The sequence below is a fragment of the Jannaschia helgolandensis genome, assembly GCF_900109285.1.
Taxonomy (GTDB): domain Bacteria; phylum Pseudomonadota; class Alphaproteobacteria; order Rhodobacterales; family Rhodobacteraceae; genus Jannaschia; species Jannaschia helgolandensis.
In genome coordinates, this window is record NZ_FNZQ01000001.1 from 859,547 (window position 1) to 884,739 (window position 25,193).

Annotated in this window: 30 protein-coding genes, 2 tRNA genes, 2 pseudogenes and 1 riboswitch; of the genes and pseudogenes, 15 read left to right on the top strand and 19 right to left on the bottom strand. The window is 62.6% G+C overall.

What is annotated here, in order from left to right:
- Positions 1-176 precede the first annotated feature (176 nt).
- Entirely contained in the window at positions 177-653 is a 477-nt protein-coding gene (locus BMY38_RS04140) for a CreA family protein (RefSeq protein ID WP_175495758.1), read from the bottom strand.
- Between the two features lie 106 nt (positions 654-759).
- On the opposite strand from BMY38_RS04140, the gene yghX reads away from it, so the two are divergent.
- The 4 genes from yghX (at position 760) to BMY38_RS04160 (ending at position 3,454) form a co-directional block, all read left to right on the top strand.
- Positions 760-1,647 (top strand): YghX family hydrolase, encoded by an 888-nt coding sequence (gene yghX, locus BMY38_RS04145; RefSeq protein WP_092760007.1) that lies wholly within the window; start codon positions 760-762, stop codon positions 1,645-1,647.
- 52 nt (positions 1,648-1,699) lie between these two features.
- On the top strand, positions 1,700-1,969 hold the full coding sequence (locus tag BMY38_RS04150) for a hypothetical protein (protein ID WP_092760009.1): 270 nt from the start codon (positions 1,700-1,702) through the stop codon (positions 1,967-1,969).
- 41 nt (positions 1,970-2,010) lie between these two features.
- Positions 2,011-2,664 carry an RluA family pseudouridine synthase gene (locus BMY38_RS04155; protein ID WP_092760011.1) on the top strand — a complete coding sequence of 218 codons (654 nt, stop codon included), beginning with the start codon at positions 2,011-2,013 and terminating at the stop codon, positions 2,662-2,664.
- 133 nt (positions 2,665-2,797) lie between these two features.
- Entirely contained in the window at positions 2,798-3,454 is a 657-nt protein-coding gene (locus BMY38_RS04160) for a peroxiredoxin (protein WP_092760013.1), read from the top strand.
- A 245-nt stretch (positions 3,455-3,699) separates the two neighbouring features.
- Here BMY38_RS04160 and ykgO read toward each other — a convergent pair whose 3' ends face one another.
- Both ykgO and BMY38_RS04170 read right to left on the bottom strand, forming a co-directional pair.
- Entirely contained in the window at positions 3,700-3,825 is a 126-nt protein-coding gene (ykgO, locus tag BMY38_RS04165) for a type B 50S ribosomal protein L36 (RefSeq protein WP_005850168.1), read from the bottom strand.
- A 75-nt stretch (positions 3,826-3,900) separates the two neighbouring features.
- Positions 3,901-3,975 (bottom strand) — tRNA-Val (locus BMY38_RS04170).
- Positions 3,976-4,114: 139 nt separating this feature from the next.
- On the opposite strand from BMY38_RS04170, the gene BMY38_RS04175 reads away from it, so the two are divergent.
- Complete coding sequence (locus tag BMY38_RS04175) at positions 4,115-4,972, top strand: N-formylglutamate amidohydrolase (RefSeq protein ID WP_092760015.1); 858 nt, start codon at positions 4,115-4,117, stop codon at positions 4,970-4,972.
- Between the two features lie 2 nt (positions 4,973-4,974).
- On the opposite strand, the gene BMY38_RS04180 is transcribed toward BMY38_RS04175, so the two are convergent.
- Positions 4,975-6,228 carry a DNA polymerase IV gene (locus tag BMY38_RS04180; protein ID WP_092760017.1) on the bottom strand — a complete coding sequence of 418 codons (1,254 nt, stop codon included), beginning with the start codon at positions 6,226-6,228 and terminating at the stop codon, positions 4,975-4,977.
- Between the two features lie 95 nt (positions 6,229-6,323).
- On the opposite strand from BMY38_RS04180, the gene BMY38_RS04185 reads away from it, so the two are divergent.
- The 3 genes from BMY38_RS04185 to BMY38_RS04195 all read left to right on the top strand — a co-directional run bounded on the left by BMY38_RS04185 (position 6,324) and on the right by BMY38_RS04195 (position 7,961).
- Positions 6,324-6,617: a hypothetical protein gene (locus BMY38_RS04185; protein ID WP_092760019.1), complete on the top strand. Its 294-nt coding sequence runs from the start codon at positions 6,324-6,326 to the stop codon at positions 6,615-6,617.
- Between the two features lie 166 nt (positions 6,618-6,783).
- Positions 6,784-7,677: an SPFH domain-containing protein gene (locus BMY38_RS04190; protein WP_092760021.1), complete on the top strand. Its 894-nt coding sequence runs from the start codon at positions 6,784-6,786 to the stop codon at positions 7,675-7,677.
- Entirely contained in the window at positions 7,677-7,961 is a 285-nt protein-coding gene (locus tag BMY38_RS04195) for an NfeD family protein (RefSeq protein WP_175495759.1), read from the top strand. Before BMY38_RS04190 ends, BMY38_RS04195 begins: the two co-directional genes overlap by 1 nt.
- Positions 7,962-8,077: 116 nt before the next feature.
- On the opposite strand, the gene pyrF is transcribed toward BMY38_RS04195, so the two are convergent.
- From pyrF to tsaD, 5 genes are all read right to left on the bottom strand, one after another.
- A complete protein-coding gene (gene pyrF / locus BMY38_RS04200) occupies positions 8,078-8,761 on the bottom strand; it encodes an orotidine-5'-phosphate decarboxylase (protein WP_092760025.1) in 684 nt (227 codons plus the stop codon).
- Between the two features lie 118 nt (positions 8,762-8,879).
- On the bottom strand, positions 8,880-9,299 hold the full coding sequence (locus BMY38_RS04205; protein ID WP_092760027.1) for an EVE domain-containing protein: 420 nt from the start codon (positions 9,297-9,299) through the stop codon (positions 8,880-8,882).
- A gap of 14 nt (positions 9,300-9,313) precedes the next feature.
- Positions 9,314-9,589: a YciI family protein gene (locus BMY38_RS04210; RefSeq protein WP_092760029.1), complete on the bottom strand. Its 276-nt coding sequence runs from the start codon at positions 9,587-9,589 to the stop codon at positions 9,314-9,316.
- 2 nt (positions 9,590-9,591) lie between these two features.
- Positions 9,592-10,542 (bottom strand): NAD(P)H-dependent glycerol-3-phosphate dehydrogenase, encoded by a 951-nt coding sequence (locus tag BMY38_RS04215; RefSeq protein ID WP_092760031.1) that lies wholly within the window; start codon positions 10,540-10,542, stop codon positions 9,592-9,594.
- Positions 10,539-11,615, bottom strand: a complete 1,077-nt coding sequence (gene tsaD, locus BMY38_RS04220) for a tRNA (adenosine(37)-N6)-threonylcarbamoyltransferase complex transferase subunit TsaD (protein ID WP_092760033.1) — start codon at positions 11,613-11,615, stop codon at positions 10,539-10,541. The genes BMY38_RS04215 and tsaD overlap by 4 nt, the downstream gene beginning before the upstream one ends.
- A 55-nt stretch (positions 11,616-11,670) precedes the next feature.
- Between tsaD and BMY38_RS04225 the strand changes: the two genes are divergently transcribed.
- The 5 genes from BMY38_RS04225 to BMY38_RS04240 all read left to right on the top strand — a co-directional run bounded on the left by BMY38_RS04225 (position 11,671) and on the right by BMY38_RS04240 (position 16,486).
- On the top strand, positions 11,671-12,357 hold the full coding sequence (locus tag BMY38_RS04225) for a uroporphyrinogen-III synthase (protein ID WP_175495760.1): 687 nt from the start codon (positions 11,671-11,673) through the stop codon (positions 12,355-12,357).
- A 134-nt stretch (positions 12,358-12,491) separates the two neighbouring features.
- Positions 12,492-13,835: a COG4223 family protein gene (locus tag BMY38_RS04230; RefSeq protein WP_092760035.1), complete on the top strand. Its 1,344-nt coding sequence runs from the start codon at positions 12,492-12,494 to the stop codon at positions 13,833-13,835.
- 8 nt (positions 13,836-13,843) lie between these two features.
- Positions 13,844-15,403, top strand: a complete 1,560-nt coding sequence (locus BMY38_RS04235; RefSeq protein ID WP_092760037.1) for a heme biosynthesis protein HemY — start codon at positions 13,844-13,846, stop codon at positions 15,401-15,403.
- Between the two features lie 173 nt (positions 15,404-15,576).
- Positions 15,577-16,197, top strand: a complete 621-nt coding sequence (locus BMY38_RS17850; RefSeq protein WP_175495761.1) for a hypothetical protein — start codon at positions 15,577-15,579, stop codon at positions 16,195-16,197.
- Between the two features lie 213 nt (positions 16,198-16,410).
- Positions 16,411-16,486 (top strand) — tRNA-Thr (locus BMY38_RS04240).
- Positions 16,487-16,497: 11 nt separating this feature from the next.
- Here BMY38_RS04240 and BMY38_RS04245 read toward each other — a convergent pair.
- Positions 16,498-16,710 (bottom strand): helix-turn-helix domain-containing protein, encoded by a 213-nt coding sequence (locus tag BMY38_RS04245; RefSeq protein ID WP_092760039.1) that lies wholly within the window; start codon positions 16,708-16,710, stop codon positions 16,498-16,500.
- Between the two features lie 76 nt (positions 16,711-16,786).
- Between BMY38_RS04245 and BMY38_RS04250 the strand changes: the two genes are divergently transcribed.
- The gene (locus BMY38_RS04250; RefSeq protein WP_092760041.1) at positions 16,787-17,887 is read left to right on the top strand and encodes a hypothetical protein; all 1,101 of its coding nucleotides are present in this window, start codon (positions 16,787-16,789) and stop codon (positions 17,885-17,887) included.
- Between the two features lie 327 nt (positions 17,888-18,214).
- Here the strand turns inward: BMY38_RS04250 and BMY38_RS04255 are convergent, their stop codons facing one another.
- The 8 genes and pseudogenes from BMY38_RS04255 to thiD all read right to left on the bottom strand — a co-directional run bounded on the left by BMY38_RS04255 (position 18,215) and on the right by thiD (position 23,988).
- Entirely contained in the window at positions 18,215-19,405 is a 1,191-nt protein-coding gene (locus BMY38_RS04255) for a virulence-associated E family protein (protein WP_175495762.1), read from the bottom strand.
- A gap of 67 nt (positions 19,406-19,472) precedes the next feature.
- Positions 19,473-19,583: pseudogene (locus tag BMY38_RS17855) on the bottom strand (thiaminase II); the annotation flags it as partial.
- Positions 19,584-19,687: 104 nt separating this feature from the next.
- Positions 19,688-20,668: a HesA/MoeB/ThiF family protein gene (locus tag BMY38_RS04265; protein ID WP_092760047.1), complete on the bottom strand. Its 981-nt coding sequence runs from the start codon at positions 20,666-20,668 to the stop codon at positions 19,688-19,690.
- Positions 20,665-21,261: a thiamine phosphate synthase gene (locus BMY38_RS04270; protein ID WP_092760049.1), complete on the bottom strand. Its 597-nt coding sequence runs from the start codon at positions 21,259-21,261 to the stop codon at positions 20,665-20,667. The genes BMY38_RS04265 and BMY38_RS04270 overlap by 4 nt, the downstream gene beginning before the upstream one ends.
- Complete coding sequence (locus BMY38_RS04275) at positions 21,258-22,028, bottom strand: thiazole synthase (protein WP_092760051.1); 771 nt, start codon at positions 22,026-22,028, stop codon at positions 21,258-21,260. Before BMY38_RS04275 ends, BMY38_RS04270 begins: the two co-directional genes overlap by 4 nt.
- Position 22,029: 1 nt before the next feature.
- The gene (gene thiS / locus BMY38_RS04280; RefSeq protein WP_092760053.1) at positions 22,030-22,227 is read right to left on the bottom strand and encodes a sulfur carrier protein ThiS; all 198 of its coding nucleotides are present in this window, start codon (positions 22,225-22,227) and stop codon (positions 22,030-22,032) included.
- The gene (locus tag BMY38_RS04285; RefSeq protein ID WP_092760055.1) at positions 22,211-23,188 is read right to left on the bottom strand and encodes an FAD-dependent oxidoreductase; all 978 of its coding nucleotides are present in this window, start codon (positions 23,186-23,188) and stop codon (positions 22,211-22,213) included. Before BMY38_RS04285 ends, thiS begins: the two co-directional genes overlap by 17 nt.
- Positions 23,185-23,988 (bottom strand): bifunctional hydroxymethylpyrimidine kinase/phosphomethylpyrimidine kinase, encoded by an 804-nt coding sequence (gene thiD, locus BMY38_RS04290; protein WP_092760057.1) that lies wholly within the window; start codon positions 23,986-23,988, stop codon positions 23,185-23,187. Before thiD ends, BMY38_RS04285 begins: the two co-directional genes overlap by 4 nt.
- Before the next feature lie 55 nt (positions 23,989-24,043).
- Positions 24,044-24,144: riboswitch (TPP riboswitch) on the bottom strand.
- A 364-nt stretch (positions 24,145-24,508) separates the two neighbouring features.
- Here thiD and BMY38_RS18660 point away from each other — a divergent pair.
- Positions 24,509-24,655, top strand: a pseudogene (locus BMY38_RS18660) (hypothetical protein); the annotation flags it as partial.
- Positions 24,656-24,720: 65 nt separating this feature from the next.
- Here the strand turns inward: BMY38_RS18660 and BMY38_RS04295 are convergent.
- Positions 24,721-25,146 carry a GlcG/HbpS family heme-binding protein gene (locus tag BMY38_RS04295; RefSeq protein WP_092760059.1) on the bottom strand — a complete coding sequence of 142 codons (426 nt, stop codon included), beginning with the start codon at positions 25,144-25,146 and terminating at the stop codon, positions 24,721-24,723.
- Between the last annotated feature and the right edge of the window lie 47 nt (positions 25,147-25,193).

Below are 25,193 nucleotides of genomic sequence, written 5' to 3' on the forward strand. Positions count from 1 at the left end.
TTTTCTGGTCATGGACATGGCACGAAAAACGATCAGGGCAACAGGGCGCTACGTAAATTTGAAGACCCTTGGCCGCAACGGATCATGGCCCGATACGCGCCGTGATCTGGGCGGCTTCAGGGGGGGGGGCGACGATCTGTGGCGATCCTGGCTTTCGGTCCGAAATGCGCAGGCGTTTATTCGTCAGCCGTCAGCGTCGCACCATAAAGCGGCACGGTCGAGATCGACATCTTCGCCGATCCTTCCGTCAGTTCCTGCGCGTGCGCCAGATAGATCAGGGTCTGGTTCGCCTCGTCGAAGATGCGCTTGATGCGCAGCGATTTCAGGATGATCGACCGGCTTTCGCGAAACACGTCCTCGCCGTCTTCCGACAGGTCGATGTCGCCGACGCTGATCGGCCCGGTCTGGCGACAGGCGATCGAGGCATTCGACGGGTCCTCGAACCAGTTGCCATTCGACAGGCGGTCGATCAGCGAGCGGTCGAAATAGGCGATGTGGCAGGTCACGCCTTGGACCTTCGGGTCCGGAATGGCTTCGATTATAATGTCGTTCCCGACCCAATCGACGCCAACCTCGCCGACTTGCTGGGCGGTTGTGGCGGCGGGGGTCAGGATCAGGGCGAAGGCCAGTGCGGCAAAGGTTGTTCGTATCATCTGTGCGAACGTTCCGGACCGCGATTTCGTTCCGTTACACGATCGCCGGGACACGCTATCATGCCGCCACGTGATATAACGCAGATGCCAATACGGAGAGACGATCATGACACGCATGACGGCCAAGGACTTCGATCAGGACTTGCTGGACCTCTATGACTTCTACGCCCATGGCAAGATCACCAAGCGCGAGTTTCTGGACCGCGCCGGAAAATGGGCCGTCGGCGGACTGACCGCCGCGGCCATCCTGACGACACTGTCGCCGAACTATGCACTGGCGCAGCAAGTGGCCGAGGATGACCCGGACATCTCGGGCAAAGACATCACTTACGACAGTCCGAACGGTCACGGCGGCGTCAACGGCTACCTCGTGCGACCCGCGACAACCGAAACCCCGCCTGCCGCCGTATTGGTCGTCCACGAAAACAGGGGCCTGAATCCCTATATCCGCGATGTTGCGCGCCGGGTCGCCAAGGCCGGATTCATCGCCCTGGCCCCCGACGGGCTGAGCAGCGTCGGCGGCTACCCCGGCAACGACGACGAAGGGCGCGAATTGCAGCGTGGCGTCGACGGCGAAAAACTGATGAACGACTTTTTCGCGGGCTACGAATACCTGGCCGCGCTGGACGGCATCAACGGCAAGGTCGGGGCGACCGGCTTCTGTTACGGTGGCGGCGTGGTGAACGCACTTGCGGTCGCCTATCCCGAGTTGTCGGCGGGCGTGCCGTTCTACGGCAGGCAGGCCGCGGTGGAAGATGTGCCCAGGATCGAAACGCCGCTGCTGTTCCACTACGCTGCGCTCGATAACCGTATCAATGCAGGCTGGCCCGCGATGCAGAAGGCGCTGGAGGAGAACGACAAGGTCTATCAGGCGGAAATCTGGCCCGATGTGAACCACGGTTTCCACAACGACACCACGCCCCGCTACGATGCGGAGGCTGCCGAAGCCGCGTGGGAAAAGACGATCGCCTGGTTCCGCGTCTATCTTGCCTGACTTTTATCTTGTCTGACTTGCGAAACCGGGGCGGCTTGCCGATGATCCGCCCATGATTGAACCTGCCCTTTTGATATTCTTCGGTCTGCAAAGCGTGATCTTTGCAGCTTGGGTCGTTCTGTCTCTCGCCATCCTGATCGGCATGGCCCTGCGGGCCATTTCGCGGCGCGAAACCGGTTCTGCGGCGGACGTCGGGACCAACGCCATGGAAAGCTATCTCCGCGATCCGTTGACCCGCTTCCGGCGTCTGCTCTGGCTGGGGCTGACAGCCGCGCTTGTGGTCTGCGGTGTCGTGACTGTGGTGATCCTGATGACGATATGATGCGGCTGGCCTTGGGCGGGCGGTCACGTTAATCGCGGGGCATGTCCGGTCCCTCGACTCCTTACGATCCGCCTTCCGGCCCGATCCCTGTAATCCACCAGGACGAACATCTTCTGGTGGTCGACAAGCCCGAGGGCCTGCTGTCGGTGCCAGGTCGCGGACCTCATCTGGCCGATTGCCTGCTGTCGCGGCTGGCCGAGACGCATCCCGAGGTTCTGCTCTGCCACCGGCTGGACCGCGATACCTCCGGCATCATGGTCTTTGCGCTGACCAAGGAGGGTCAGCGCAAGATGGGCCGCATGTTCGAAGTCAAACGGGTCAAGAAACGCTACATCGCACAGGTTCACGGAGAGGTGTCAGAGCCGGCGGGCGTGATCGACCTGCCGCTGATCGTCGACTGGCCGAACCGCCCGTTGCAGCATGTGAACCACGAGACCGGCAAGAAAGCCGTGACTGACTGGCAACGGATCGGGGTCGCGGACGGCGCCACCCGAATGCGCCTGATGCCGCGCACCGGGCGTAGCCATCAGTTGCGCGTTCATATGCTGTCGCTGGGCCACCCGATCCTTGGCGACCCTTTCTATTCCGACGATGCCGAAGCGTTTCCCCGGATGATGCTGCACGCCGAAGGGCTGAAATTCGAACACCCGGTTTCGGGGCAGATGATGCGACTGGAAGCGTCCTGCCCCTTCTGAGGAACGTCATACCGGGGTAATACCTTGGTATGCACCGTCGCAATACGTCAGATTCATACCCTGATCCCGGTCTCTGGTATCGTTTGCCGGGCGCACCTATGTTTCGTTTATATTCTCGAAAAGGAGAGCCATCATGAGCCTGCGCATCAACCAGACCGTCCCTGATTTCAAGGCCGACACCAGCGAAGGCCCGATCAGCTTCCATGATTGGATCGGTGATAGCTGGACAATTTTATTCAGCCATCCCAAAGACTTCACGCCCGTCTGCACAACCGAGTTCGGGGCCGTTGCCCAGTTGGACGCCGAGTGGAAGAAACGCGGCGTCAAGGTCATCGGCATCTCGGTCGACGGGGTCGAGGATCACCGGAAATGGAAGGGCGACATCGGCACTTTCGCGGGGACCGAGGCGAATTTCCCGATTATCGCCGACGAAAGCCTTGATGTATCAAAGGCCTACGACATGCTTCCCGCAGATGCCTACCTCCCCGACGGGCGCACGCCAAACGACACGGCAACGGTGCGGTCGGTCTATATTATCGGGCCGGACAAGCAGTTGAAGCTGTCAATGACCTACCCGATGAACGTCGGCCGCAACTTCGCCGAGATCCTGCGCGCCGTCGATGCGCTGCAAACCGCAGCGAAACATGGCGTTGCCTTGCCAGCGAACTGGGAACAGGGGCGCGACGTCGTCATTCCCGCTACGGTTTCCGATGCGGATGCCAAGGCAAAGTTCGGCGACTTCAAGACGCACTTCCCCTATCTGCGTATGACCAAGGACCCTTCGGCCTAACCCAGCCGGTCGAGCATTGTCTCGACCACGCGCCCAAATGGCACATCTTCGAACAAGAAAGACAAGCCGCCCGTGCGCGCCGCACGGGCGGCTTTCACGTTGTCAGCCTTACGGAAGGTCAACACGTTGACGATCCAGCCACTTTTTCAGGTATCTGGGTGGGTGAGGGATGTGTGACGTATCGCCAAAGGAAAAGGCCGCGCCAAGCGGCACGGCCTTGTCATATCGTGACGGCGCGGCAGTCTTCAGCCCTGGCGGGCCTTGAACCGGCGCTGCGTCTTGTTGATCACGTAGACCCGGCCTTTGCGGCGCACCACACGGCAGTCGCGGTGACGGTTCTTCAGCGACCGGAGGGAATTGCGAACCTTCATGGGTAAGCTCTCCTGATGCCTGCGGGGCGACACCCCGGGGTTGCGTGCGTGTTCCCGGATATGGGGAACGGTGAATGGTGGGCGATACTGGGATCGAACCAGTGACCCCTTCGATGTCAACGAAGTGCTCTACCGCTGAGCTAATCACCCGTCTCTTTGAAGAAGCGGAACAAAACCGTTCCTCCGTCGATTGGTGGGCGGTGGATAGTGTCTTTCATGATGGCGTGCAAGGGGGCTTTCTAGAGTTTCTCCGAACCCCTATCCTACTGGCGAAGGAGCGTCCGTTTCCATGTCCCGACCCCCGTTCAAGCTGATGCTGCCTGCGGCGATTGAAAGCCCGGTGGTGGTGGCCAGCCCCCACTCTGGCCGTATCTACGACGCGGATTTCATGGCGTCCACGGTTCTTGATTCCGCCAGGATTCGGTCGTCCGAGGACGCCTACGTCGACGTGCTTCTGGACCGTGTCCCGAACCTGGGCGTGCCGGTTCTTTCAGCGCAGATGCCGCGCGCCTTCCTTGATCTGAACCGCGCGCCCGAGGAGTTGGACCCGGCGGTCATCGACGATGTGCCGCGTGGGGCGATGAACCCGCGTGTCTCCTCGGGATTGGGTGTGATTCCCCGTGTCGTGGCGCAGGGCCGCGCGATCTACAGCGGCAAGATTTCCCATGCCGAGGCGCAACATCGCATCGACACCTTTTGGCGCCCCTATCACCGGCAGCTGGATGTCCTGATGTCGAATGCGCGGGACCAGTTCGGACAGGCGATCCTGCTGGATTTCCATTCCATGCCGCATGAGGCGATCGAGGGCACCGTCGTGAGCGGTGCGCCTGCGCAGATTGTGCTGGGCGACCGGTTCGGGTCGTCCGCCAATCCCGTTCTGGTCGACATTCTGGAGGAAACCCTGACCGATCTCGGCTTTCGGGTTGCGCGCAACGCGCCATTTGCCGGTGCTTATGTCACGCAGGCCTATGGCCACCCCGAACGCGGCTGGCACGCGATCCAGATCGAGATCGATCGATCGCTCTATCTGGACGAGGGTTCGATCCGCCCGAATACGCAGTTCGATGTACTTCAGAACACGATCACCGAGGCGGTTTCCCGGTTCTGCGACTGCGCACGCCCGACCCGGAACCTCGCCGCAGAATAACCTCAGCGCAGGGCACGCCCCTTGCGGATGGCGTCCTGTCCGTACCGCGCGCGGATCGCGTCGGTCGCCCGTTCCGCGTTCATTCGTCGGGTCGCGCCGGGGTCCAGCAGATCGCCACCCCGGTCAGCCCCGTCGCTTGACACCAGATCCGAGATGCCGACGCCGATCAACCGGACCGACCCCAAGCGGTCGGTCGCGTCGAGCAATGCCCGCGCCTCGCGGTAAATGCGGTCGGCCATCTGTGTCGGATCGGACAGGGCGTGGCGGCGCGTCAGCGTTTTGAAATCGGCGCGCTTGACCTTCATCGTCACGACCCGTCCGGCCAGATCGCGGGCCTTGGCGCGGGCGGACACCTGTTCCGACAGCCGCCAGAGATGGCCGTCAAGAATGTCGGTATCATCGGTATTGTCGTGGAACGTGGTTTCCTTGGAGATCGACTTGACGGTGCGTTCAGGTTTGACCCTTCGCGTGTCCTCGCCCCGTGCCAGGTGCCACAGGCGGTCGCCCATCGTCCCGAACCGCCGCACCAGATCGCCCCTGTCCCAGCGTTTCAGGTCAGCGATAGTGTTGATGCCGGCTTTCTTCAGCGTCTCTTGCCCGACAAGGCCGATACCGGAGATTATGCCAACGGGTTTGGGCGCGAGGAACGCCTCGGTTTCGGCCCGGCCGATCACCGAGAATCCGCGCGGCTTGTCGAGGTCCGAGGCGATCTTGGCGAGGAACTTGTTGTGCGACAGACCGATGGAGCCCGTGATGCCGATTTCGGACTGCATTCGCTGCGTCAGCCGCGCCAGCATCACAGCGGGCGGCGCGCCGTGCAGTCGCGTTGTGCCGGTCAGGTCCAGAAATGCCTCGTCCAATGACAGGGGTTCGATAGCGGGTGTCAGGTCCATCATCATTGCGCGGATCTGTCGGCTGACGTCCACATACAGGTCCATCCGGCCTTTCAGGACGACGGCATCGGGGCAAAGTTGCAACGCCCTGAACATCGGCATCGCGGACCGGACGCCGCGAATACGCGCAACATAGCACGCAGTCGATACGACACCGCGCCGTCCGCCGCCGATGATGACCGGCTTTTCCGCCAATTCCGGGCGATCCCGCTTTTCTACGCTGGCGTAGAAGGCGTCGCAATCCATGTGTGCGATGGACAGGTCGAACAGTTCCGGGTGGGACGTGATGCGCGGAGACCGACACGCAGGGCAACGGACCCCGTCGTCGAAAGTGGTCAGGCATTGGCGGCACATCGATGGCATGAGCGGAATTCTACCTATTCTGGTGTGACTATGGAACCGGGTGCAGTGATGCGGTGTTTAGCCGGACCACACGCAACCACCTCTCGGAGGACCATATGGCAGATCCTAATCACACGACCACGACGGAAACTCCCAAAAGCACCGTTACGCACGTCGAAACCACACGCTCGGGCGGGGGCAATTCCGCGCTTTGGCTGATCTTGGGTGGGGTACTGGTGGCGCTCGTGTTGTTCTTCATTTTTGCCGGAGGTGCAGATGTGTCCAATGACAACGGCGCAGCTGAAGGTGCGGCAGCCGTCGGAACCGCGGTCGAAGGTGCCGCTGGCGCAATCGGCGATGCCGCTGAAGGCGCAGCCGACGCGACAAACGACGCCGCGACAGGCAACTGATCAGAAGACCATCGCAAAGAGTTGAAAGGGGTGCCCAGCCGGGTGCCCCTTTTCACGTTCTGCAATGCGGCATGTGAGCCACATATTCATTCAATTTGTCGATGAGACATCGGTGGTCCGACAGACTTCTCTATAGCTGGGTCTGGAACTGCCGGAGACCTGGTCCATGGATATTCAACAAGAACTGCTGACTTTCGCGGGCGAGAACGCCGTCATCATCGCGATCGCCCTGTTTGTAATCGTATGCATCCTGCTGGGTGTCCGGATCGTGCCACAGTCGGAGAAATTCGTCGTCGAACGGTTTGGTCGTTTGCGCAGCGTGTTGGGGCCGGGGATCAACCTCATTGTCCCGTTTCTGGACAAGGTGGCTCATAAAATCAGCATTCTGGAGCGCCAGCTTCCCAATGCCAATCAGGATGCCATCACCCGCGACAACGTGCTGGTGCAGATCGAAACAAGCGTTTTTTATCGCATTCTTCAGCCTGAAAAGACCGTTTACCGCATCCGCGATGTCGATGCCGCAATCTCGACCACCGTGGCGGGCATCGTCCGCGCCGAGATTGGCATGATGGAACTGGATGAAGTGCAGTCCAACCGATCCGAAGTGATCGCCAAGATCAAGTCACAAGTGGCGGATGCCGTGAACGATTGGGGCATCGAGGTGACGCGCGCCGAAATTCTGGATGTCGATCTGGATGCGCAGACACGCGAAGCGATGATGCAGCAACTGAATGCCGAACGCGCCCGTCGTGCGCAGGTCACCGAGGCCGAGGGCAAGCGCCGCGCTGTCGAACTGGCCGCCGATGCGGAACTGTATGCCGCCGAGCAGACCGCCAAGGCCCGCCGTATCGCAGCCGACGCCGAAGCGTATGCCACAGGCGTTGTGGCGCAGGCCATTGCGGAAAACGGGCTGGAGGCCGCGCAATACCAGGTCGCCCTGAAGCAGGTGGAGGCATTGTCGAGCCTTGGTAAAGGCGGTGGCACGCAGACGATCGTCGTTCCCGCTTCGGCGATGGATGCGTTTGGCGAAGCCTTCAAGATGCTGAAAGGACGCGGCTGATGTTCACAGCATGGTGGGTCTGGGCGCTGGCGGGACTGGTGCTTGCCATTCTTGAGGTGGTCGCCCCGACCTATATTCTGCTGGGTTTTGCAATCGGTGCGGGCATTGTGTCCCTGGGCCTGTTAACCGGCCTGCTGGGCGGAATGGCCGCGACTGCCTATGGGGTTGCATGGCTTATCGTGACCTTTGCCATCCTGTCGCTGATCGCATGGTTGGTGTTGAGGGCAGTTTTCGGCAAGCCCGGAGGCACCGTCCAGACCTTCGAGAAAGATATCAACGACTGAGGGTGGAACCGGAGAGCATTTCGGACGGGGTTCATTCGGCACCGAAAATATCAAGGTTTAGAGCGGAGGGAAGGTCATATTCGACGAACCTGACTCCGCCGCCACCTCGACCTGAATCAAACCAATTGTGACAATATCGCCTGCGCCATAGCGCGGGGGTCGTCAGCTGTGTGGATCGGACGGCCGACGACGATATGATCCGCCCCGGCGGCGATTGCCTGGCCCGGTGTCGCAACCCGCTTCTGATCGCCAAGCGCCGCGCCCGCGGGCCGGACGCCAGGTGTCACGATCAGCTTTCCGTGCGCTTCGGGCAGCGCGCGGATCAACGCGGCTTCCTGTGGCGAGGCGATGACGCCATCGGCCCCCGCCTCAAAGGCGCGGGCGGCCCGCGTCAGAACCAGATCGGCGATATTGCCGGGAACGATCAGCCCCGCGTCCAGATCGGCACGGTCGAGCGAGGTCAGGATCGTGACGGCGAGGATTTTCATATCACCCTTGGCCTGCGCCGCAGCGCGGACGACATGCGGATCGCCATGGACCGTCAGGAAGTCCAGATCGAACTGCGCCAAGCCGCGAACCGCCGCTTCGACTGTTGCGCCGATATCGAACAGCTTCATGTCGAGGAAGATGCGTTTGCCATGTTCGCATTTCAGCTCATTGGCCAAGGCCAGACCACCGCCGGTCAACATGCCCAGACCGATCTTGTAAAACGCCACCGCATCGCCCAGCCGTTCGGCCATCTGCAACCCGCTCAGCGCGTCGGGCAGGTCAAGGGCGACGATAAGGCGGTCATCGGACATGGGGCAGGCCTGTCATTTATTCGGTCGGTTCGGGGCCTAGGCGACGACACGCGCTCTGTCCAGATCGGAGCTTTGGGTCGGCCTGTGCTGCAAGGGCTCGGGTGGTGGCGCGCTGATGTTACGGGTCAATCCCACCCATACGACAGACAATCGACCATTCCGTCGGCGTCACCGGTTGAACCGAAAGGCGGGAACTGCGCACCAGTGCCATGTCGGCCAAGTCCGACCGGGCCTTGATATCAGCCAGAGACACAGGTGTCTTGAGCGGTATCAGGGCGCGGATATCCACACATTCCCACCGGTCGTCATCGGTCGTGGAATCGGGGTGTGCGGCGGCGCAGATTTCGACAGTTCCGACAACCGCCTTTTCCGATTGGCTGTGATAGAAGAAGGCGCGGTCGCCGATAGCCATGTCCCGCATGAAGTTGCGCGCCTGGTAGTTGCGCACCCCGTCCCATTCCTCGCCCGCATCGCCCCTGGCGACCTGATCGTCCCACGACCATGTGGAAGGTTCGGATTTGAACAGCCAGTATTTCATGGCGCTGCCTCCTGTCAGGCGTCGATGACGCGGTTCCAGCCTTCGATGCGCACATCCTCGAACAGACCGGCCCTGGCATAGGGGTCGGCGGCGGCGAAAGCTTCGACGTGTTCCCGGCTGTCTGTGTCGAAAACGATGAGCGAGCCGCTCATTTCACCAGCGGCATTCACGAAAGGCCCGGCCTGCACGACGGTCGCATCTGACCTCAGGTGGGCAAGATGCGCTTCGCGGTTTGCCTTGCGGACCTCGAGGTGGCCGGGCTTGTCGGTGCAGATAAGGGCGTGGAGCATGGTCATTCCTTGGTCAGATCGCGGTCCAGAAGGTCGCGCATTGCATCCTTGACGGTCAGATCGCCCTTAACAAGGGCCGCCGTCACACGGGTAATCGGTAAATCGACACCCCTGTCGTTGGCCAGTGCAAGTGCTGCCTGCGCCGTTGCCGCGCCTTCGCTGAGGGCAGTCGGGGCATCTTTTCCAGCCCCGATGGCGTGGCCCAGGGCAAAGTTGCGCGACTGCGGTGAGGCGCATGTCAACGCCAGGTCACCCAGCCCGGACAGGCCCATCAATGTCTCGGGCCGCGCACCCATGGCGGTGGCAAGGCGCAACATTTCGGCCATGCCGCGTGTCATCAGCGCCGCACGGGCCGAATCGCCAAGGCCCGCACCGATGGCCGCGCCGCAGGCAATGGCGATGACGTTCTTCAACGCCCCGCCCAACTCGACGCCGACGACATCGGTCGTCCGGTAAATCCGCAGGGTCGCGGTCGACAGTTGATCCTGCAGAGTTACGCCAACCGCATCGTCGGCGCACCCCAGCGAGAGGGCCGTCGGCAGGCCCCGCGCGATGTCGGCGGCAAAGCTGGGGCCCGACAGGATGGAGGCCTGCGCCATCGGCAAAGCGCATTCGATGATCGCGGTCGGGCCGTGCAGGGTGATCAGATCCACGCCTTTGCAGGCGGCGACAGCATGGCGCGGGGACAGCGCCAAATCGGCCAGCGCCGCCGCAAGCTGTTGCATCGGCACAGCCAGGATCAGGGTTTCACAATCTGCAAGCATGGCCGCATCGCCGGTCGGCGCGATGCTGTCCGGAAGGGTGACACCGGGCAGACGGGGCGATGTCCGGAAGGCAGCAATCCGTTCCATCATGTCCTTGTCGCGGCCCCAGAGGCAGACAAGGCGACCGGTCTGGGCCAGCGTGATGGCAAGCGCTGTGCCGAAGGCTCCGGCACCCAGAACGCCAATCATGCCTTGGCCCCGCGTTTGCCGGACCCGAGCATCGGCGCCGCGCCTTCATCCAGAGGCCAGCGTGGTCGGGCGGCCAGCGACAAACCGTCGGTCAGGCCCAGGGCAAGACGCTCGGCCCCGGCCCAGGCGATCATCGCGGCATTGTCGGTGCACAAAGCCTGCGGAGGCGCGACGAAGGGCACATCCGCCTGCGCCGCGACATCCTGCAACGCAACCCGCAGCGCAGTGTTCGCAGCGACGCCACCGGCAACGGCAAAGGCGCTGACTGGCCCAAGCGCCAGCGCGCGACGCGACTTTTCGGCAAGAACGGCGCGTACGGCGGCCTGAAAACTGGCGCAGATGTCGGCGCGTATTCCTTCCGGCAGCCCACCATGGTCGGCCACCGCTGCATCCCGCGCGCGCAGGACGGCGGTCTTGAGACCCGAAAACGACACGTCGCAGTCCGGGCGGTCGAGCAGGGGGCGGGGCAGGGCAATCGTCGGCGTGACCCCTTGAGCGCAGATTTCCACCGCCGGGCCACCGGGTTGAGGCAGGCCCAGCAAACGGGCAACCTTGTCGAAGGCCTCGCCCGGCGCATCGTCGATCGTGCCACCCAGACGGGTAAAGGTGTCGGCCCCGTCGACCCGCAGAAACAGGCAATGACCGCCCGATACCAGCAACATAAGGTATGGAAAGGCCAGACCGTCGGTCAGGCGCGGTGTCAGGGCATGGCCGGCGAGATGGTTCACCCCGATCAGCGGCAAACCCGTCGCAGCCGACAGCCCCTTGGCGCACATCACGCCCGCCAGCACGCCGCCGATCAGGCCCGGACCTGCGGTCACGGCAATGCCGTCGATCTCGCGAAGCGTCAGGCCCGCGCGGTCCAGCGCCGCTTCGACGGCCAGGTCGATCTTTTCGGCATGGGCGCGGGCGGCGATTTCGGGAACGACGCCGCCGAAAGCCGCGTGCAGATCATCCTGTCGCATGACAACGTTCGACAGGATCGTGCCCCGGTCGGAGGAGCGGCGGACCACGGCAGCGGCAGTGTCGTCGCAGGAGCTTTCCAAGCCCAGTATCGTCTGCTCTTGTGCCATGGTGCGTCCGGGTCCAGTCTCAGGCCCCATCTATCGCCTGCGCCGAGGGGGAACAATGCGCACGCTGCCCGTCCTGCTGACCCGCCCGCGCGCCGATGCCCTGCGCCTTGCCGATGAGCTGCGTGCAGCAGGCGTACAACGTATCGAAGTGTCGCCACTCATGCGGATTGTCGCGACCGGGCCGCTGCCCGAATTGTCGGGCGGCATAATTTTGACGTCGGGCAATGCCGTCGATACCTACGTTGAACTGAAGGGGCCAAAAGGTCTGCCGACATGGACTGTTGGGCCGCGCACGGCGGATCGCGCCCGTGCCGCAGGGCTGGACGTTCAAGGCACCGCCCCGGATGCCGAGGCTTTGGGGCAGGCGATCCCCGAAACCGCACCGCCTTTAATGCATCTGCGCGGTGCCGTGGCGCGCGGTGATCTGGCCGTGGCATTGCGGGCAAGGGGCCTTACGGCAGACGAGGCCGTCATCTACCGGCAGGATGGTATCGCCCTGACCGCTGCCGCAGCCGACCTGTTGCGGATTGGTCCCGTGGTGGTGCCGTTGTATTCCCCCCGCAGTGCTGAATTGTTCTTTCAGGCCTGCCCCCATACCGCATATGGAAACCTGCGGATCATTGCGCTTAGCCCCGCAGTGGCCTCCGCCAGCCCGGTTCCACCCGTTGAACAGGCGGAAACACCCGATGGTTCGGCCATGTTGCGGGCAGTGCTTCGATATTTCACGACGATGGACGGTTGAGAGGTCCAGTCGGACGGACTAGGTATGCACGTTAGCAGGTAGAAGTGACTCAATGACTTGCTAAGCCAGCCGGAGGGGACGTCTTGGCGCGCAGCACGAGAAAATCAAAGGACGCCTCACCGTCCGAGACGCAGGTGACCGATGTCACAGCCGAAGATACCCCGGCTGCCGCAGACGTGACGGATACGACCGAAGGGGCCTCCGCCAAGGGGGCCGAGACGGCCAAACGCGCGACAGCCAAAGCAGCGAAGGTCGAAGATGCAATCATCCTCGGCAATGATTCTGCGACGGGCAATGACGCCTCGGCTGATGGAGAGAAGCCCCAAGATGTATCCGCGAAAGACACTGAGACCCCGCACGACATTGAGCCCGAGGGCACAATTCCGCCGGTGACCGATACGGAAACCAATGGCGATGACGGAACATCCGACGCCAGCGCTACATCGCGGATCGAGACGCCGCAGGACACGGAGGCCGAAACCGCTATCGCCGTCGTTCCGGCGCCCGAAACCGTACGGGGGTCGGGATTTGTCCCGCTGTTGCTGGGAGGTATCTTGGCCGGGGCCATCGGATTCGCAGCCGCTTTTTTTCTGGTGCCCGCATCCGGCCCGCCAATCCTGGAGACCGAACGCATTGATGCGCTGGCTGCCGAAGTGGAAGCCCTCAAGGCTGCTGATGCCCCGCCGATCACCGACCTTGCACCCATCGAGAGGGCGCAGGCCGATTTGACTGCGCGACTCGACACGATGACGGCACGTCTCGACAGTCTTGAAACGCGCGATCCTTCCACGGTTGCTGTTGCCCCGGACGAGGCAGTCGATGCGTCGACAGCCGAAGTTGAAGCCCTGCGTGCAGAGATCGGCCAGTTGACCGGCACAAATCAGGCCCTTGGCGAGGATATCCAAACGCTGCGCGGCGACGTCGAGGCGCTTCGCACCGGTCTGGAGCCGCGCATCGCCGCCGTCGAAACAGGATTGGCCGAAGCCAATAGCCTTGCCGCATCTGTTGAGGACCAGGCCAGCGCGCTGGCCCGCGAAACGGCGCGCACCCAGATCAGGCTGGCCCTGCAGTCAGGCGCACCCTTTGCCGAGCCGCTGGCCGTGCTGGGCGATCCGCCCGCCGCATTGGCCGAGAATGCCGAAACCGGCGTGCCGTCGCAATCTGATCTGATCGCCGAGTTCCCCGATCTGTCGCGCGCCGCCTTGCGCACCGCGCGTACGACCGAGGCGGCGGGTGTGGGTTCGTTGTTCCGCAACGCTTTCAACCCGCGCAGTCTTGAACCGCAGCAGGGTAGCGACCCCGATGCCGTTCTCAGCCGCGCCGAGGCCGCCGTTCGCGAGGGCGACCTGGAAACAGCGCTGACCGAGATCGAGGCGCTGCCAGCCGAGGTTCAGGCTGTCCTGCAAGACTGGACGACACGCGCCCGTGCCCGTGCTGCGGCATTGGCCGCAGCCGACGATTACCTTCAGGACGGATGAGGATTTAGATGCTCTGGTCGCTTTTCAAGATCCTCCTCTTCGTCGCGCTGGTCGCGGCTCTGGCGTTTGGTGTTCAGTGGCTCCTGGCCGTCTCGGGCGAGGTGCTGATAACGTTCAACGGGTCGGAATACCTGTTGCCGCCGCTGGTGGTTGTGCTGGGTATCCTTGTTCTGATGTTGGTGCTCTGGGTCGTTTTCAAGCTGGCCGGCCTGTTGATTGCCACGTTGCGGTTCATCAATGGCGACGATACCGCGCTGGGCGCATATTTCGATCGTAACCGGGAACGTAAGGGTTATGCCGCCCTGTCCGACAGCCTGATCGCACTTGCCTCGGGCGAGCCGCGGGAAGCGGCTGCCAAAGCGCAGAAGGCCGAAAAGTATCTTCAGCGTCCCGAAGTCACGACGTTGGTCGTGGCGCAGGCTGCCGAAGCAGCGGGCGAGACGCAGCGGGCGACCGAGGCTTGGAAAACCCTTGTGGCGCACGACAAGACCCGGTTCGTCGGTGTGCGTGGTCTGATGCGTCAGAAACTGGAAGAAGGCGATACGGAAACGGCGATGAAGCTGGCCGAAAAGGCCTTTGCGCTGAAGCCGCGGCATGTCGAGACGCAAGATACCCTGTTGCGCTTGCAGGCGCGGGACGAAAACTGGGACGGGGCGCGTCGTGTCTTGTCTGCCAAGTTGAAATCCGGGTCGTTGCCCAAGGATGTGTACAAGCGCCGCGAGGCGGTTCTGTCGTTGGCCGACGCGCGCGATCAGTTGCGGCGTGGCAATGTCGACAAGGCCCGTGCTGAAATGCTCGAAGCGAACCGGTTGTCGCCTGAACTGGTACCCGCAGCCGTCCTTGCGGCGCGTGCTCATATCGAAGCGGGAGAAAAGCGGCGCGCCGCCAAGGTTCTGAAGATCGCGCGCGCCAAGACAGCGCATCCCGATCTGGCCGCCGCTTTCGCCGAGATCGAGCCTGACGAGACGCCTGAAGCGCGCATCAAACGCTTCCAGCCCTTCCTCAAAGTTGCGCCCGATGCGCCCGAGACCAAGATGCTGGAGGCCGAACTGTATCTGGCCGCCGAGGATTTTCCCGGCGCACGTCGTGTTCTTGGCAAGCTGTACGAAACGCATCCCACGTCGCGATCCCTGTCCCTCATGGCGGCCATAGAACGTGGCGAAGGCGGATCCGAGGCTGTGGTCCGCGGCTGGCTGGCAAAGGCGTTGAGTGCACCGCGCGGCGCGCAATGGGTTTGTGACACCTGTGGCACGATCCATGCCGACTGGCTTCCGGTCTGCACGAATTGCGAAGCTTTCGACAGCCTGTCATGGAAAGAGCCACCGACCGGCGGTACACCGGCGGCGGTGTCTTCGGATATGCTGCCTCTGCTGATGGGCCCCGCTGTGCCAGATGCGGAATCGAGCGATCCTGTGCCCTCCGTCCCTGCCGACGAAGACGTGCCAGAGGCGGAAGAGGTTCCACCGTCTTCTTCTGAGGTCGAACCGACGCCCCCACATGTCGTGAATCCCGCCGTTGTCGGGACCACGCGCGATCAGGACGAGACGGTTTCGCCGCCCCGGATCTAGCATCATTTCGGGGCTGGAAACGGCCCCGGACCCCTGCTAGGACCGCGCTACGGTGCCGCTGTTGCTCAGCTGGTAGAGCAATCGGTTGCTTTCAGGCGACTGCCATTGCGCCGGTGTTTTCAAGACTGTTTCAAGATACAACGATATGTGTCAGCAATGGTGACGCAATTTCTTTGATCCAACGCGTCGCCATTACCAACCCAGCTTATCGCCCGAATGGCTCAATCTGCGGCGACGCTAGGCATCGTCTCGACTCTGGCCGCGTTTTTGCCCCTGGCGGGCCTTTCAGCAGCACGTTGTCTCAGGCCGGTGTTGATCACTGGGCCGTAACGATGACTGCCGGGTCTTCGATCAACATCAATGGCAAGGCAGTCAACTGCTCCAAGAACGTGCTTCTGGAGAATTTGGCACCGGGCCTTGAGACAGGCGACCTGACCATCGCGTCAGACCTACCCGACCGGGCCTTGCTAGATCGAGAAATCGGGTCTTTTGAGCTGACCTCGACGTCTGCTGGTAATCTGACCCTCGAGGGCAGGGGCAAGGGCCATTATGCTGATCGCGCGATTGCACTCGCACTTGGCTACCAGAAAACTACCCATCTCGAAAACCGAACTATGTTTTTCGGCTACAAAGCTACCGCACGAGGTCGATCATATCGTGCAGCTCGTTGGCAAGAACAAAGCGGGCGAGCAGGTTATCTGCGGATTGTATGTGCCTTGGAATCTTGCGCCATCCCACGGAAGATGAACCGTGACCGTGGTGATTGGTTCTTCATCGCAGACTGCGGAGAGTGACGCTCCGACTGACGCTGACATTCCGTTCTGAATCTGGCTTGAACGGGCCGCTCGTTGCGTTTAAACGGGCCGTCGCTTGTCTCAATAGCTCAGCTGGTAGAGCAGGTCCTTCGTAATGCGCGTGTCCACCCGCAATTGACGTTTGAGGCCAGCGGGTTAGACGGTGGGTTGAGGTTCTGGTAGGGCCATAGTAGGGCCGAACAAGAGAAGGATGCCGGTGTAGCTCAGCTGGTAGAGCACGTCATTCGTAATGATGGGGTCGTAGGTTCGAGTCCTATCACCGGCACCATTCTTCTCAAATTAATCATTTAATTCCAGTAGTTTCGACGGCTCGACGCCCAGCGCGTTCGCGAGCTTAGCGACGATGAGGACTGTTGGGTTTCGTATACCGCGCTCAACGCCGCTGACATATGTGCGGTGCAGGTCGGCCTCAAACGCAAGCTGCTCCTGCGAGAGGCCCTTGGCCTCCCGGTGCTGCTTCACGTTTCTGCCTACAACCGCCTTGATGTCCATGCGGGCATAGCGCGGATATGCAGCCTATTGATCTACAGACTATGAGTCTTATTTTTGTTGTCACCGGAGTCTGGATGTGCTGACTTCGAAGCACCTAGAGGATGTGACAGGTGCTATTTTGACTTCGCAGATATTACGATTTTTGATTGCTTTAGCCGAGCTTGGCTTGATGTTCGTCGTTTTGACGCTGTTCCTGATTGCGTCGCCTTTTGCCGCTTTTGTCGCCGCGCTGGGCGTCAGTTTCGCAGGGCTTGTAGCCGCCATCACAGGACGAGGGCTGCCAAGGCTACGAGGGCGGATCAAGGGTATGTCCGCATTCGCGGTCGCCGGGATTTTCGCGCTTATCGCCTGGCAAGCTCATGAAGCAGACCAGCGCGAAATCCGCTGGGCTGAACTCAGGCAATCCGACCCCGAGGCATATCTAGCAGAGCTAGCACCCATCGACCAAGAGCGATGGCTTGAAGAACTCAGCGAACTCCGCCCAGAGCGCTATGCCGAAGAGGTCGCGCGACGCGAGGCCCAGCGCGAGGCGGAAGCCGCAGAAGCCGCCCGCCGCGCAGAGGCGGAGGCAGTTGAGCGGCGAGAAGCCGATGCTCGCGCTGCGGCGGCAGCACAGCGATTGATAGCGGGTTCAGATGACCTTGATGAGCATCGCGCGGTGTTCGCCCGTGTTGCGGCGGAACTTGTGGAAAACCGAACATGCACCGAAGCTGAATTTGTCGAGAACGGCGGTTGGGTGCGATCAACAACGTTTGAAACAAGGCAGGTCTACTTTATGTACTGCGGTGGCTCGACCGTGGCGAACCGCCTGTATTTGGATGCAGCTACAGGTGACGTGTTCCGGGGAACTGACGGACGCGAGAGCCCGGCTTCCGATGCAGAGCTATCTGGACAGGAAGCGGAACGCCTAGCCCAGTGCACCGACCAGAAGGCGTCCCAAGCCTACGTCATGATCCAAGCGGACGTGCGGCGGACGCTAGTTGCACCGTCAACCGCCGAGTTTCCATCGCGATACGGTGCGGGCACTGGTCATGCCGGAGATTGCCTATACCAAGTGAATGGGCACTTTGACGCACAAAATGGATTCGGGGCGATGCTGAGGGGCACGTTCACCGGCACGATCCGGTATTTTCCTGAACGCGGTAGTTGGCAGACCCAATCGCTGACCGTCAATTAGCCGTAGGAGCTGAACCCGGCGTGAGGGGCAACCTATCCGCCAGCATTATGCAACGGGGCGGTGAGGCCCGGAGAGGGCCGTACAGGCCCCACCTAGGGGTGCGCCACCCCCTTCCAACTACCCAACTGCCCAATGCGTCCTACGCGCCCCTCTGCCGCCCTCAGACGCCCGTAGCAAATTTGTCTGTCGCTGGCCTTTTTGTAACTTGTAACCGTAACTTAGCTCTGAAGGTTTCAGAAATAAAATAAGGCGGGGCACCATAGCGCCCCGCCGGGTAGTGCAGGCCAGTTTGGGCCTTATGTTACGTTACATGGTACGCCCCGCCAGTCAAAACGGCGGTTCCTCATGGCGTTGCGCGTCTAGGCGGTCGATGACCACGATACCCCCGTCGATCCGGCGGGCGATGTACTCAACCTTGCGCTCCTCTGTACTGCCACGCGCGAACCCCTTGCGATGGGCTTTTTCCCGCCCCCCGAGGTCGTGCAGGCGATGGGTGCCATAGTCCCACCCCAGCCCGGCCATGACCGCCTTGATCCGGCGCGTGTCCATCGGTGACATACGGGCCGTGTCGAGGCCGAGGAGGAGCTTCACGCTGTCCATGGATACCCGGCCCTTGGTCTCACCAAAGTTGTCTTCGAGGACGTCCTCGTAGGCATCCTCGACCATACGCCGACCCTGCACTTTTGAGGCGGCAGCCCACAGACGCGGCGACAAGGTGATCGACTCACCTGCTGCCTCACGCACGACCGCCTCGGCCCAAATCTGATCAACGTCAGCGGAAAAGCGCTCCAGATCAATCGTCCCGACAGTCACCGGCCAAATGCGGCGATTGCCCGTCAGATCGCGAAGATACGCCAGTTCATTGGTCGTGCCCAAGATGATGCAGTGACGGCGAAACTCCGTGGCGTTGCGAGCATATGCCGGGCGGAACATGTCGACTGCGGTGCTCAGGAACTTCTTCAAGCTCTGGCTGGTGGTCTTGTTCATGCCGTCCAGTTCCTGGCACTCGACAATCCATGCACGGGTCAACATTTCGGCCTTGGTCTTGTCGTCGCTCTTGAGGTCGAGGCTGCCACAGAACCATTCATCGCGGATTGCTAGGCGCTGGGCGATTTGGGATTTGCCCGCACCTTGTACACCTTCGAGCACCAGCATTGTGTCGAATTTCACGCCCGGCTGCTTGATACGGCGCACGCCCGCGATCAAGAGCTTGCTGCCGAATTCGGCGTTCAGCTCGTTGTCGTCTGCACCACAGTAGACCGCCAGCCACCTATCGATGCGCGGCGTACCGTCCCACACCAGCCCGTCAAGGTAATCCTCTACAGGATGGTATTGCTGTTCATGCGCGACCGTCAGCAATTCGCGCTTGATGTACGCCGGTGCCGCGATGAAATCCAAATCGCGGATGAACGCGCTGGACAGAATTTCCGCGATATCGTTCAGGTCGCGCCCATCTAGGCCGTAGCCGCGAAACTCGTCGGTTTGCGTGAACGTGTTGCGCTGGGCATCGACACCCACCACAGCCAGCGCGTAGCGGATGTTCTGCGGGAAATTCTTGATAGGACGACCGTCATCATCACGGATCGGCCATCAGGTCGAGGAAGTCGCCGGAATGACCGGCGTCGAGGACATAGCGGGTGTAGGCAAGGTTCTGCGAAGCCTCGCGCGCCGCAAACAGCTCCGCCTCGGAAATGCCCTCATGATCGGGGTTCACGAACCAGTCGAGCACGACGGTCATCGCGTCCTGTGCTGCGGCGGGCGTAGCTGCGAGAAGGGCGAAGGCGGTCAGTCTTGCGATCATCAGGTTTCTCCTTTTGGGTTGCCGAGAGCGACGAGGTAAATATCTCCGTCCCAGATGGTGGCGAGCCGTTCGGCGGCTTGCCACGAGCGCAGGCCCGAGCGGCAGCAGAGCACAGCGCGCTGGCCGGGGGCGGGGACGGGTTCGCCGGGGCCGATGGCCGCAACGGGGAGGCGGCGGGCGGTGGGACGCACTAACGGTGCCTCCTGCTCGGTCCGAAGGTCCACGATGAAATCTGTGTCTGCGATGTCCGACGGTGCAAGAAATCGGTGCTGTCGAGGAGGCTCTGGCGCATCGATGAATCGGAAGCCTCCGAAGCGGAAACCTCGCCCATCGAAAGTGACGAGCTGGCCCAGCGGCGACGGGTCCATTACCGCCAGCAGTGCCACCGCCATCTGCGCCTGTAGCGCCCCGACCACGCCCACGACCGGCCCCAGGACCCCGTCATCGGCGCAGGACCCCGCACGTTGTGGCAGGTCCGGAAAGACGGCCCGCAGACTTGGCATACCGCCGCAGAAGGCACCGGCATATCCCTCCATTCCAATTACTGAGGCGCTGACCAGCGGCCTGCGGACTGAGTGACAGGTATCGGACAGGATGTAACTCGCCGCGAAACTGTCGGCGCAGTCGAGCACCAGATCCACACCCTCGCAGAGCGCCTTGACATTGGCTGGATCGAGGGCCGCGATGACAGGTGCGACGTGGCAGTCCGGGTTGAGAGCGGTGACGGCGGCGGCGGCCGCCTCGGCCTTGTGGACGCCGATGTCGGTCTCGCGAAAGAGCGTCTGGCGGTGCAGGTTCGTCACCTCCACCCGGTCGGGATCGACCAGCCGGATGCGGCCGACGCCCGCGCCGCCAAGATATTGCAACACCGGAGCGGCAAGCCCACCCGCGCCCACGAGCAGCACATGTGCGTCCCGTAGGCGCGCCTGACGATCCAGCCCGAGTTCGGGGACGGCGATCTGACGGGCGTAACGGCTCATCGCGTCACCTCGATCCACTGGCGCACGCGACCCTCGGGGTCGTCGTTCAGGGTAATGTCGGTCACGGCAGAGACGATATCAGCCCCGGCTTCGAGCGCGCCCTCCGCCCGTTCGACACTCATCCCGCCGATGGCGACAAGGGGCATGTCGCCCACCAGCCGCTTCCACTCGGTCACGCGATCGAGGCCCTGCCGCTTCCACTTCATCTTCTTGAGGATCGTTGGATAGACCGGGCCAAGCGCCACGTAATCCGGGGAAATCGACAGCGCCCGGTCAAGCTCGGCGTGGTCGTGGGTGCTGATGCCGAGTTTCAGACCGGCGCGGCGGATCGCGGGCAGGTCGGCGGTGTCCAGATCCTCCTGCCCTAGGTGCACCCAGTCACATTCCGCGTCAATTGCGAGGCGCCAGTGGTCGTTCACCACCAGCACCGCGCCATATGCCCGGCACAGCGCCTGTGCCTGCGCGATGAACTGCCACAGGCCGTCCTCGGGCAGATCCTTCATGCGCAGCTGCACCAGCTTCACCCCCAGCGGCAGCATCCGCTTCAGCCAATCCGGCCCGTCGAAGATCGGATAGAAACGGTCGAGGCTCATGTCAGGAACGCCTTGCCAATGACGGGGGTCGATGGCGCGGCCATATCGCGCGGCTCCATCGGGTCGGCCTCGAACGCCAGTCGCCCCGCTTCGACCGCTCGAGCGAACCCCTCGGCCATCGCCGCCGGATCGCCTGCCCTGGCGACGGCGGTGTTGAGCAGGACGGCATCATACCCCATTTCCATCGCCATCGCCGCCTGGCTGGGCAGGCCAAGCCCGGCATCCACGACCATCGGCACATCGGGAAACTGGGCGCGTAGCGTGCGCATTCCGTAGATGTTGGTCAGCCCGAGCCCGGTGCCGATCGGTGCCCCCCAGGGCATCAGCACTTCGCAGCCCGCATCCAGAAGGCGGCCCGCAAGCACCACATCTTCGGTCGTGTAGGGAAAGACCTTGAAGCCGTCCTCAGTCAGGTAGCGCGCGGCCTCCACCAGCCCGAAGGGGTCCGGCTGGAGCGTATCGGCATGGCCTATGACCTCGAGCTTGATCCAATTCGTGTCAAAAAGCTCTCGCGCCATCTGCGCTGTGGTTACGGCCTCGCGGACGGAGTGGCAGCCTGCGGTGTTGGGCAGAACTGCCACGCCGAGGTCGCTGACGATATCCCAGAAGGCCGAACCGGCCCGCTCGCCCCCCGCCTCGCGGCGGACGGAGACTGTCGCAATGCCCGCGCCGGAGCGGCGAAAGGCATCTGCCAGCACGCGCGGCGACGGATACTGCGCCGTGCCAAGCATCAGGCGCGAGTCGATCTCGGTTCCGTAAAACCGCATCTCAGCCTCCTTGCCGGGGGGTGACGATCTCGATCCGGTCGCCGGGGGCGAGCGCCGTCTGGCCGCGCAGGGCCATCGGCACGAAACTTTCGTTGACGGCGGTGGCGACCTTCGCCGCGCCATAGCCAAGTTCTTCGAGAACCATCGCGAGCGTGTCGGCCTGCACATCTGTCGAAGTACCGTTAATCGTGATCTTCATGCCAAAACTCCGGTTTGGTGCCGTCGCAGGCCGCCTCCACCGCCATCCGCGCCAGCGACGGCGCGAGCAGGAAGCCGTGGCGGAACAGGCCGTTGACGTGGATCGTGTTGCCCTGCCGTCGCAGGCGGGGCAGGTTGTCGGGGAAGGCGGGTCGCGCGTCGACACCGATTTCCACCAGCTCCGCTTCGCCGAAGGCAGGATTCAACGCGTAGGCCGCGGAGAGCAGTTCGAGGACGGAACGGACGCTGGGCCTGCGGTCATCGCTTTCGATCTGCGTCGCGCCCAGCATGAACAAACCGCCCGCGCGCGGGACGACGTAAAGCGGAAACCGCGGATGAAGGAGGCGCACGGGTCGGCTCAGGCGGATGTCGGGACAGTGCAGCACCGCCATCTCTCCTTTCACGCCGCGCAGATCCGGCAGTTTGTCGCGTGCCACAAGCCCCCGGCAGTCGAAGGTCAGGCCATCGGGACGGCCGGGCTCCGCGACGAAAGCGACACCGGCCCGGCCCAGCCTTTCGCGCAGGTGGATCAGCGCCGCGCGTGGGTCGAGATGGCCTTCTGCAGAAACGTGCAGGGCGCGGTCGAAGCGGCCGCCAAGATCCGGCTCCAGCCGGGCAAGCGCCGCGGCGTCAAGCATTTCATGTCCATCGGTGCGCCGTGCGAAGCGATCCAGTTCCCGCCGGTCGCGGCCGAGCGTCACCACGATCGTTCCCCGACGCGCGACTGCAACGCCTTGCTGCGCCCACCAGTCGGCCGCCTCCTTGCCCAGCCGGACGACCGGTTCCTCTGCCGTCTCGCCCTCGCAGAACGGCGCCAGCATCCCACCGGCCCACCACGAGCAGCTGTGCGGGCCTGGCCGGGCTGCGGGGTCGAAGACCGTTACCTCGCAGCCCCGCGCGACCAGTTCGGTCGCCACGCAAAGCCCGGCGACGCCGCCCCCCATGACGGTCGCCCGCCTCATCGCCACACCTCGTGAAAATGATGAACCGGACCATGACCGCTGCCGATGCCCAGCCCGTCCGCCGCACGGATCGCGCCGTGCAGCCAAGCCTGCGCCCGGCGAACCGCAGCCTCAAACCCGGCTCCCTTGGCCAGTTCAGCCGCGATCGCCGAGGAAAGACTGCATCCCGTCCCGTGGGTGTTGCGGGTTGTCAGCCGCGGCTGCTCCATCGCCGTGACGGCGGAGGGCGTCACCAGCCGGTCGATACAGATCGCCCCTTCCGCGTGGCCGCCCTTCATCACCACCGCCCGGGCACCAAGCGCCAGCAGCGCCTGGCCCTGCGCCACGGTCTCCTCAGCGTTGCAGGCCTCGCTGCGGCCCAGCAGGCGCGCGGCCTCGGGCAGGTTCGGAGTTAGGACGTCGGCAAAGGGCAGCATCCTCTGGATCAGCGCCACCTCGGCCGCTTCGGTCAGCAACCTGTCCCCCGACTTCGCAACCATCACCGGATCGAGAACGACGGGACCACGATAGCCTTTGATCGCCTCGGCGACCGCGGCGACGATCTCTGGCGAGGCCAGCATCCCGATCTTGATCGCCTGCGGCATGATGTCGTCGAGCACGGCAGCGATCTGCGCAGAGACCACGCCGGGCGAAACCGTCTCTACGGCCAGGACGCCGCGCGTGTTCTGTGCGGTGATCGCTGTGATCGCGCTGGTGCCGTAGACCCCGAGCGCCGAGAACGTCTTCAGATCGGCCTGGATGCCCGCACCTCCGCCACTGTCGGAGCCAGCTATCGTTAGTGCGGATGGGTGCGGCGTCATCGCTTCCTCTCCCCGGCCAAGGAAGGAGGAAGACAAGGCGGCAAACTTTAACCCCGCCAGATCGCACTCCGTTTCCTACGCCGGTATTGCCCGGATCAGGTTCGATGGGTTGGCTTTCGCCTCTCAGCCCCGGAAAGGGCACCCCAACGGATTCGATCAAATCGTAACAGCCAATTTGCAGACCCACAACTTGTGCGTGGTCGGGAAACCCCGTTTCCTGCCGGAGCGATGCGGTAAACGTTCAGACAAAGTGTCGCCGGCGCACGCGGGTTCAAATTGACAGCCGAAAACGTCGCCATGCATCTCTGCGCATCAGGGACCCCTTCACAAAACGGTCACCAAGACGTCGATATATGCACGTTCGGGCCGGTTGGGCCTTCAAAGGAGGTCAGGCTTGGGTAAAATTGACTGGCCCTTACCGGATCAGTAACATCGACGGGCCGCCCTATCCCGACATTGCTGGCATGGCGCACGCATTGATGGGTGCAAACCGTTCCGCTTGATTTAGGGATCGGACTGGCCCCATGTCCGTCATCCCGCCTTTATGCCAAACGAAGGTGCATGGCTCGATCTGATGGGCGATTGGGGGTGCGGCGCGCCACTGTGCAAGCAGATCCTGGTGGATAATCCTGCAGTTCTATACGGGATTCCCGACATTCCGGAATAACCCCGCCTTGCAAGTTGCCAGGAAGAGCCAATCAATGGATGTTAGACCTTCAGATGACCTGACGGCTATCCCCCTTCGGCGACAAAGCCGGCCTTCTCGATTGCTGCGATTGCACAAGCCTCGTCATTGTCGGAACTGTCACCCGTGATACCGACAGCGCCTATGATCGCACCTTTTTGCTTGATCAGAACCCCGCCCGCAACCGGAACAAGCGAGCCTTCCGCCAAGGCGTTCATCGCCTGAATGAAGAATGGTTCAACCTTTGCTCTCTCGAACAGGGCCCTTGAACCCAAACCCATGCCAATGGCACCGCGCGCCTTCCCTTGTGCAATCTCTGGTCGCAGGTTGCTGGCACCATCCTCGCGCGCCAATGCCAAAAGGCACCCCGCGCTGTCCAGCACTGCGACGGTGAGAGGCTTCAGGCCGTTCGCCGTGCGCCATTCCAGACAATCGTTGATGATACTTTGAGCCTGTTTCAGCGTCAGTGGCACGGTGGTTTCCTTTCGCAGGTCCGGTTTCTACAAATGACACTTTGATA

Coding starts and splice junctions, on each gene's coding strand:
- BMY38_RS04265 (WP_092760047.1), bottom strand. CDS start 20,668: ATGAGCCGTTACGCCCGTCAGATCGCCGTCCCCGAACTCGGGCTGGAT.
- BMY38_RS04235 (WP_092760037.1), top strand. CDS start 13,844: ATGCTCTGGTCGCTTTTCAAGATCCTCCTCTTCGTCGCGCTGGTCGCG.
- BMY38_RS04140 (WP_175495758.1), bottom strand. CDS start 653: ATGATACGAACAACCTTTGCCGCACTGGCCTTCGCCCTGATCCTGACC.
- BMY38_RS04180 (WP_092760017.1), bottom strand. CDS start 6,228: ATGCCATCGATGTGCCGCCAATGCCTGACCACTTTCGACGACGGGGTC.
- BMY38_RS04195 (WP_175495759.1), top strand. CDS start 7,677: ATGTTCACAGCATGGTGGGTCTGGGCGCTGGCGGGACTGGTGCTTGCC.
- BMY38_RS04245 (WP_092760039.1), bottom strand. CDS start 16,710: ATGGACATCAAGGCGGTTGTAGGCAGAAACGTGAAGCAGCACCGGGAG.
- BMY38_RS04190 (WP_092760021.1), top strand. CDS start 6,784: ATGGATATTCAACAAGAACTGCTGACTTTCGCGGGCGAGAACGCCGTC.
- yghX (WP_092760007.1), top strand. CDS start 760: ATGACACGCATGACGGCCAAGGACTTCGATCAGGACTTGCTGGACCTC.
- pyrF (WP_092760025.1), bottom strand. CDS start 8,761: ATGTCCGATGACCGCCTTATCGTCGCCCTTGACCTGCCCGACGCGCTG.
- BMY38_RS04175 (WP_092760015.1), top strand. CDS start 4,115: ATGTCCCGACCCCCGTTCAAGCTGATGCTGCCTGCGGCGATTGAAAGC.
- BMY38_RS04150 (WP_092760009.1), top strand. CDS start 1,700: ATGATTGAACCTGCCCTTTTGATATTCTTCGGTCTGCAAAGCGTGATC.
- thiD (WP_092760057.1), bottom strand. CDS start 23,988: ATGACGCCGCACCCATCCGCACTAACGATAGCTGGCTCCGACAGTGGC.
- BMY38_RS04270 (WP_092760049.1), bottom strand. CDS start 21,261: ATGAGCCTCGACCGTTTCTATCCGATCTTCGACGGGCCGGATTGGCTG.
- BMY38_RS04205 (WP_092760027.1), bottom strand. CDS start 9,299: ATGAAATACTGGCTGTTCAAATCCGAACCTTCCACATGGTCGTGGGAC.
- BMY38_RS04215 (WP_092760031.1), bottom strand. CDS start 10,542: ATGATTGGCGTTCTGGGTGCCGGAGCCTTCGGCACAGCGCTTGCCATC.
- BMY38_RS04225 (WP_175495760.1), top strand. CDS start 11,671: ATGCGCACGCTGCCCGTCCTGCTGACCCGCCCGCGCGCCGATGCCCTG.
- BMY38_RS04285 (WP_092760055.1), bottom strand. CDS start 23,188: ATGAGGCGGGCGACCGTCATGGGGGGCGGCGTCGCCGGGCTTTGCGTG.
- BMY38_RS04160 (WP_092760013.1), top strand. CDS start 2,798: ATGAGCCTGCGCATCAACCAGACCGTCCCTGATTTCAAGGCCGACACC.
- BMY38_RS04155 (WP_092760011.1), top strand. CDS start 2,011: ATGTCCGGTCCCTCGACTCCTTACGATCCGCCTTCCGGCCCGATCCCT.
- tsaD (WP_092760033.1), bottom strand. CDS start 11,615: ATGGCACAAGAGCAGACGATACTGGGCTTGGAAAGCTCCTGCGACGAC.
- thiS (WP_092760053.1), bottom strand. CDS start 22,227: ATGAAGATCACGATTAACGGTACTTCGACAGATGTGCAGGCCGACACG.
- BMY38_RS04210 (WP_092760029.1), bottom strand. CDS start 9,589: ATGCTCCACGCCCTTATCTGCACCGACAAGCCCGGCCACCTCGAGGTC.
- BMY38_RS04185 (WP_092760019.1), top strand. CDS start 6,324: ATGGCAGATCCTAATCACACGACCACGACGGAAACTCCCAAAAGCACC.
- ykgO (WP_005850168.1), bottom strand. CDS start 3,825: ATGAAGGTTCGCAATTCCCTCCGGTCGCTGAAGAACCGTCACCGCGAC.
- BMY38_RS04275 (WP_092760051.1), bottom strand. CDS start 22,028: ATGCGGTTTTACGGAACCGAGATCGACTCGCGCCTGATGCTTGGCACG.